Genomic DNA, 6,106 nt, shown 5'->3' on the forward strand with positions numbered 1-6,106 from the left:
AACGGGGTCACGCCGTCGCGGCCCTCGGCGAGCAGCTCCCACAGCTCGTCCGGGGACGAGACGCCCCCCGGGAAACGGCAGGCCATACCGACGATCGCGATGGGCTCGCGGGCGGCGGCGACGAGTTGCCGGTTGCGCTTCTTCAGCGTCTCGGTCTCCTCCAGGGACTTCCGCAGGGCCTGGACGACCTTCTCGTACGGTGCGCTCATCGGTGCCTCTGTCAGTCTCGGTCGTCGAAGTCGGGGTCGAAGGCGAGGTCGGCGCCGGGGTCCCGGTCGGTGTCGCCGGTGGGCGTCTCCTCGCCGAGTGCCAGGTGCACCAGTTCGTCCACGGCCAGGTCGGCGATGGCGGGGTCCTCGCCGTCGGACGGGTCGCCGTCCGCCCAGGCCCGGTCGTCGTTCCCGGAGCTGTCGTGTTCGCCGTCGGTCTCGGCCAGCAGGGTGCGCAGGCCGGGGAGGAGGCCGGCGTCGCGCAGGCGGGCGAGCGGGACCGAGGCGAGCAGGCGGCGGACGCGGTCCTCGTCGACGTCCTCCAGCGTCGTGTCCGCGGTGTCGTCCGGGAACAGCTCGGCATGGAGGTGCCGGGCGAGCCCGGCCGGGGTGGGATGGTCGAACACGAGGGTGGTCGCGAGCCGCAGCCCGGTGCCGGCCATCAGCTGGTTGCGCAGGTCGACGGCGGTCAGCGAGTCGAAGCCGAAGTCCTTGAAGGCACGGTCGGCGTCGATCGCCGCGGGTGATTCGTGGCCGAGGACCGCGGCGACGCGGGCCAGCACGAAGTCGGCCAGCGCGCGCTCCCGTTCAGCGGGCGGCATGCCCCGCAGTCGGCCGACGAGGTCGCCGGTCCCGGCGCCCGGCGCGGCGATGCCGGGTTGCGTGGCGGTCGCGGCCTCGGGGAGGTCGGCGAGCAGGGCACTGGGCCGGGTGAGGGCGAACGCGGTGGCGAAGCGGTCCCAGGATACGTCCACCACGGTGGTGCAGGGCCGGCCGGCCGCGAGCACCTGGTCGAGTGCGGCGAGGGCGCGCTCGGGCGGCAGCAGCCGCAGGCCGGACCGGCGGATGCGTTCCTCGGCGGCCCGGTCGGCGGCCATGCCGTCCCCGGCCCAGGGCCCCCACGCGACGGACGTGGCGGGCAGGCCGAGGGCCCGGCGGTGGTGGGCGAGGGCGTCGAGGTGGGCGTTGGCGGCGGCGTAGGCGGCCTGGCCCGCGTTGCCGAGGACGCCGGCCACGGAGGCGAACAGGACGAAGAAGTCGAGGTCGGCGTGGGCGGTCAGGTCGTGCAGCAGGTCGGCAGCGGTGGCCTTGGCCGCGAGTGCGGAGGCGAGGTGCTGCGGGGTGAGGTCGGCGAGGACGCCGTTGGCCGGTGTGCCGGCCGCGTGGACGACACCGGTGAGCGGCATCTCCGCGGGGATGTCAGCCAGCAGTCGGCCGACCGCGTCGCGGTCGCCGAGGTCGCAGGCGGCCAGGGTGACGCGGGCGCCGAGGGCGACGAGTTCGTCCCGCAGGTCGGTCGCGCCGGGGGCCTGCGCGCCGCGCCGGGAGACGAGGAGCAGGTGTTCGGCGCCGCGCCGGGCGAGCCGACGGGCGACATGGCTGCCGAGGGCTCCGGTGCCGCCCGTGACGAGCACGGTTCCGCGCGTGCTCGTCGTGCCCGGCGAGCCCGCGGGCGCGGTGCCGTCGTCACCGGCGGGTGGCAGGACCGCGAGGCCGGTGCTGTCGTCCCTGGTGAAGCGGGCCGCGAAGACGCCGCCCGCGCGGACGGCGAGCTGGTCCTCGTGCCAGGTGGCGGACCCGCTGTGGGCGAGGATCTGGGCGAGCCGGCTCAGGTCCCGGTGACCGGGCCGGGCGGGCAGGTCGGTCAATCCGCCCCACAGGTCCGGGTGCTCTAGGGCCAGGCTGCGGCCGAGCCCCCAGAGCTGGGCCTGCGCGGGGTGGTGGAGCGGGTCCCCGGTGCCGACCGACACGGCCGACCGGGTCGCACACCACAGGGGTGCGCCGGTTCCGTCGGCCGCGTCCGCCCAGGCCTGTGCGAGGAGGAGGGTCAGGCCGGTGGCGGGCGGTAGTTCCTCGTCGCCGTCGGCGGTCTCCTCGGTCCAGGCGAGCAGGGAGAGCGCGCCGTCCGGGGCGAGTTCGCGCAGCCGTGCGGCGAGCGCGGTGCGGCTGTCGCGGGGACCGACGGGCAGGACGGTGACGTCGGCGCCGGCGTCCCGCAGGGCCTGCGCGCACTGGTCGACGAAGCCGTCCTGGTCGGCCTTCTCGTGCTCCGGGGCGACGATCAGCCAGGTGCCGGTGAGACCGGAGGAGGAGGCGGCCGGTACGCCGACCGGCTTCCAGGTGACCGTGTAGTGCCAGCCGGTCAGCTCGGACGCTTCCCGCTGCCGCCTGCGCCAGTCGGACAGTACCGGCAGCACGGTGTCCAGGGAGGCGTCCGGGGTGACGCCGAGCCGGTCGGCGAGCGCGGCGGCGTCGCCGTCCTCGACGAGGCTCCAGAACCCGGCGTCGGATCCGGTACGGCCGGTGAGGTCCGAGCCGCCGGGCCGCCGCCTCCTGCGGTCGCGCAGCCAGTAGCGGCGCCGCTGGAAGGCGTACGTGGGCAGTTCGAGGCGTTCCCGGGGCGACGCGGCCCCCTCGGCGGGGACGTCCTGCTCGCTCGCCGAACCGGAGGCCGGCTCACCGGCCGTGGCAGGGGTGGAGGCAGGAGCGGCCGTGGCCGAGGTCGAGCCGGAGCCCGTGGCCCGGACCGGGTCGGAGGCCGTGGTGACGGCGGCCCAGTCGGTCTTCATGCCGCGCACGAACAGCTCGGCGACGGCCGTCAGCAGGGTCTCGGCCTCGGGGCGCCCGGCCCGCAGGACGGCCGTGGCGGTGCTGCGGCCGTCCGACGCGGACCTGGCGAGCGCGGTGAGCACGGGTTCGGGGCCCAGTTCCAGCAGCCGGGTCGCGCCGTGGTCGCCGGTGGCCGTGGTCAGCGCGTCGTGGAACCGCACCGGCCGGCGGACCTGGTCCACCCAGTAGCCGGCGGTCGCCCATTCCGTCGTGACGGTCTCACCGGTCGCGGAGCTGACGGCGGGGATCGTCGGGCGACGGTAGTCGATCCGGGCGGCGGTCTCGGCGAACTCGTCGAGCACGGGATCCATCAGCGGCGAGTGGAACGCGTGGCTGACCCGCAGCCGGGACACCCGACGGCCCTGCTCCCGGGCCACCGCCATCGCCTCCTCCACCAGGCCCTCGGCACCGGAGACGACGACGGAGTCCGGCCCGTTGACCACGGCGACGGCGACCTGTCCCGTGCCGGAGCCGAGCCCGGAGCCGATGCCCGTGCCGGTGAGCCCTTCGAGCAGCTCCGTGACTTCGGCCTCCGTGCCCTCCAGGGCGGCCATCGCCCCGCCTTCGGGCAACGCCTGCATCAGCCGGGCGCGAGCCGCCACGAGCCGTACGGCGTCCCGGAGTTCGAGGACTCCGGCGGTGTAGGCGGCAGCGAGTTCACCGACCGAGTGGCCGAGCACGAGGTCGGGACGGGCGCCCCAGGACCGCAGGAGTTCGACGAGGGCGACCTGGAGGGCGAACAGCGCGGTCTGCGTGTATCCGGTGGTGTCGAGCAGTCCGTCGTCGTGCCTTGCGTCCCGCGTGTGCCGCTCGTCGGGTTCGGCGAACAGCACCTCGCGCAACGGACGCGGGAAGCCGGCTTCGGGGCCACCGAGCTCGGCTTCGAGCAGGTCGCACACGGTGTCCAGGGCCTGCGCGAACACCGGGTAACTGGCGTAGAGTTCGCGCCCCGTGCCGGGGCGCTGGCTGCCCTGGCCGGTGAACATCCACGCGGTGCGTCCGTCACCGACCGTGCCGGTCACGACGGTCGCGTGCCCGTCGGCCGGCCGGCTGTCGGTGGCCAGCGCGTCGAGCCCGGAACGCAGTCGGAGCATGTCGGCACCGAGGACGACGGCGCGGTGGTCCAGCACGGCCCGGCTCGTCGCCAGGGCACGGGCGACGGCGTACGGGGAGCGCTCGGGACCGGTGGCGAGGAAGTCGGCGAGTCGCGCCGCCTGCGCGCGGGTGGCCTGTGCCGTACGGCCGGACACCAACCAGGGGGCGAGCGGCGCGCGGCCGTTCCCGCCGGACTCCCCCGCCGCCGGGGCCTGCGTGGCGCCGGGCGGGGCCTCCTCGAGGATGACGTGCGCGTTGGTGCCGCTGATGCCGAACGACGAGACGCCGGCACGACGCGGACGGTCACCGGTCACCCGCCAGTCACGGGATTCGGTCAGCAGGCGTACCGCTCCGGACCCCCAGTCGACGTGACTGGACGGCCGGTCCACGTGCAGTGTCTTCGGCAGGTGCCGTCGCTGGAGCGCCATGACCATTTTGATGACGCCTGCGGCCGCCGCCCCCGCCTGGGCGTGCCCGAGGTTGGACTTGACGGAGCCGAGCCAGAGCGGTTCGTCGTCGCCGCGGGCCTGGCCGTAGGTGGCGAGCAGCGCCTGCGCCTCGATGGGATCGCCCAGGCGGGTACCGGTGCCGTGCGCCTCGACGGCATCCACCTCCGAGGGCCGCACTCCGGCGTTGGCCAGGGCCTGGCGGATGACGCGCTGCTGGGACGGGCCGTTGGGCGCGGTCAGCCCGTTCGAGGCGCCGTCCTGGTTGACCGCGCTGCCCCGCACGACCGCCAGCACGGGGTGGCCGTTGCGGCGGGCGTCGGACAGCCGCTCCAGCACCAGGATGCCGCCGCCCTCGGCCCAGCCGGTGCCGTCGGCGTCGTCGGCGAAGGACTTGCAGCGGCCGTCACCGGCCAGCCCGCCCTGCCGCGCGAACTCCAGGAACATGCCGGGCGTCGCCATCACGGTGGCGCCACCGGCCAGGGCGAGATCGCACTCCCCGGCGCGCAGGGCCTGCGCGGCCAGGTGCAGCGCGACCAGCGCCGAGGAGCACGCGGTGTCCACGGAGACGGCGGGGCCCTCCAGCCCGAAGACGTACGACAGCCGGCCCGAGGCGACGCTGGGCGTGCTGCCCGTCAGGAGGTAGCCGTCGGTCTCCGGGTCGGCCTCGTCGTCCTCCTGGCCACTGGCGTAACCGTTGGCGGACACGCCCGCGTACACGCCGGTCGCCGAGCCCTTCAGCGAGGTCGGGTCGATGCCGGCGCGTTCCAGGGCCTCCCAGGCGGTCTCCAGCAGCAGCCGCTGCTGCGGGTCCATCGCCAGGGCCTCGCGCGGGGAGATCCCGAACAGCTCGGCGTCGAACTCGGTGGCCCCGTCCACGAACCCGCCGACCGCGGCCACACCGTCGAGGGCCCGCAGGTCCCAGCCACGGTCCAGCGGGAAGGGAGCGATGCCGTCGCCGCCACTGGTCACCAGGTCCCAGAGTGCCTCGGGCGAGTCCACGCCACCGGGGTAACGGCAGCCCATGCCGATGACGGCGATCGGCTCGTCGGCACCCGGCACGGAGGCCGCGGCCCCCCGGCGCTCCAGGTCGTCCGCCGCGTCGGCGTCGCGGCCGCCCGTCAGCTCCTCCCGCAGCCACGTCGCGAGTCCGGCCGGCGTCGGGTGGTCGAAGATCACGGTCACCGGGAGCGTGACGCCGGTGGCCGAGCCGAGCCGGTTGCGCAGCTCGACGGCGGTGAGCGAGTCGAACCCGAGGTCCTTGAAGGCCCGCGCCGGATCCACGGCCCCGGCCGAGGCATGGCCGAGCACAGCCGCCACCTGCCCCTGCACCAGCTCCAGCAGTTCGCGCTCCTGCTCCTCGGCGGACAGCTCACGCAGTCGCCGGGCCAGGGTGCCGTCGCCCGCTCCTCGGCCGGCGGCGCGGCGCCGACGGTCCGAGGCGGGGACGAGGCTGTGCAGGACGGCCGGAAATGCGTCCGGGAGTGTGTCCCGGACGGCGGCCAGTGCGGCGGGGCGCAGGGCGACGGGGACGGCGGTCGGCTCGTCGACGAACAGCGCGGCATCCAGCAGCGCCAGGCCCTGACCGGTCTCCAGGGCGGGAAAGCCCCGGCGGGCCATCCGCTCCAGCTCCGCCCCGCCCAGCGTGCCCCCCATGCCGTCCGCCGTCTCCCACATCCCCCACGCCAGCGACACCGCCGGCAACCCCGCGGCCCGACGCGCCACGGCCAGCGCGTCCAGCACACC

Annotated in this window: 2 protein-coding genes; both read right to left on the reverse strand. The window is 75.6% G+C overall.

The window, feature by feature from the left end:
• The coding region (locus ACZ56B_RS32515) for a beta-ketoacyl synthase N-terminal-like domain-containing protein (protein WP_468798593.1) at positions 1-209 on the reverse strand (209 nt) is incomplete at its 3' end.
• 11 nt (positions 210-220) lie between these two features.
• The gene (locus ACZ56B_RS32520; protein WP_468798596.1) at positions 221-6,016 is read right to left on the reverse strand and encodes an SDR family NAD(P)-dependent oxidoreductase; all 5,796 of its coding nucleotides are present in this window, start codon (positions 6,014-6,016) and stop codon (positions 221-223) included.
• Positions 6,017-6,106: the final 90 nt, after the last annotated feature.

The sequence above is a fragment of the Streptomyces sp. NPDC034670 genome (assembly GCF_055574875.1).

Bases quoted from the DNA above. Each gene is read 5' to 3' on its own strand.
- ACZ56B_RS32520 (WP_468798596.1), bottom strand. From the start codon at position 6,016: ATGGGGGGCACGCTGGGCGGGGCGGAGCTGGAGCGGATGGCCCGCCGG.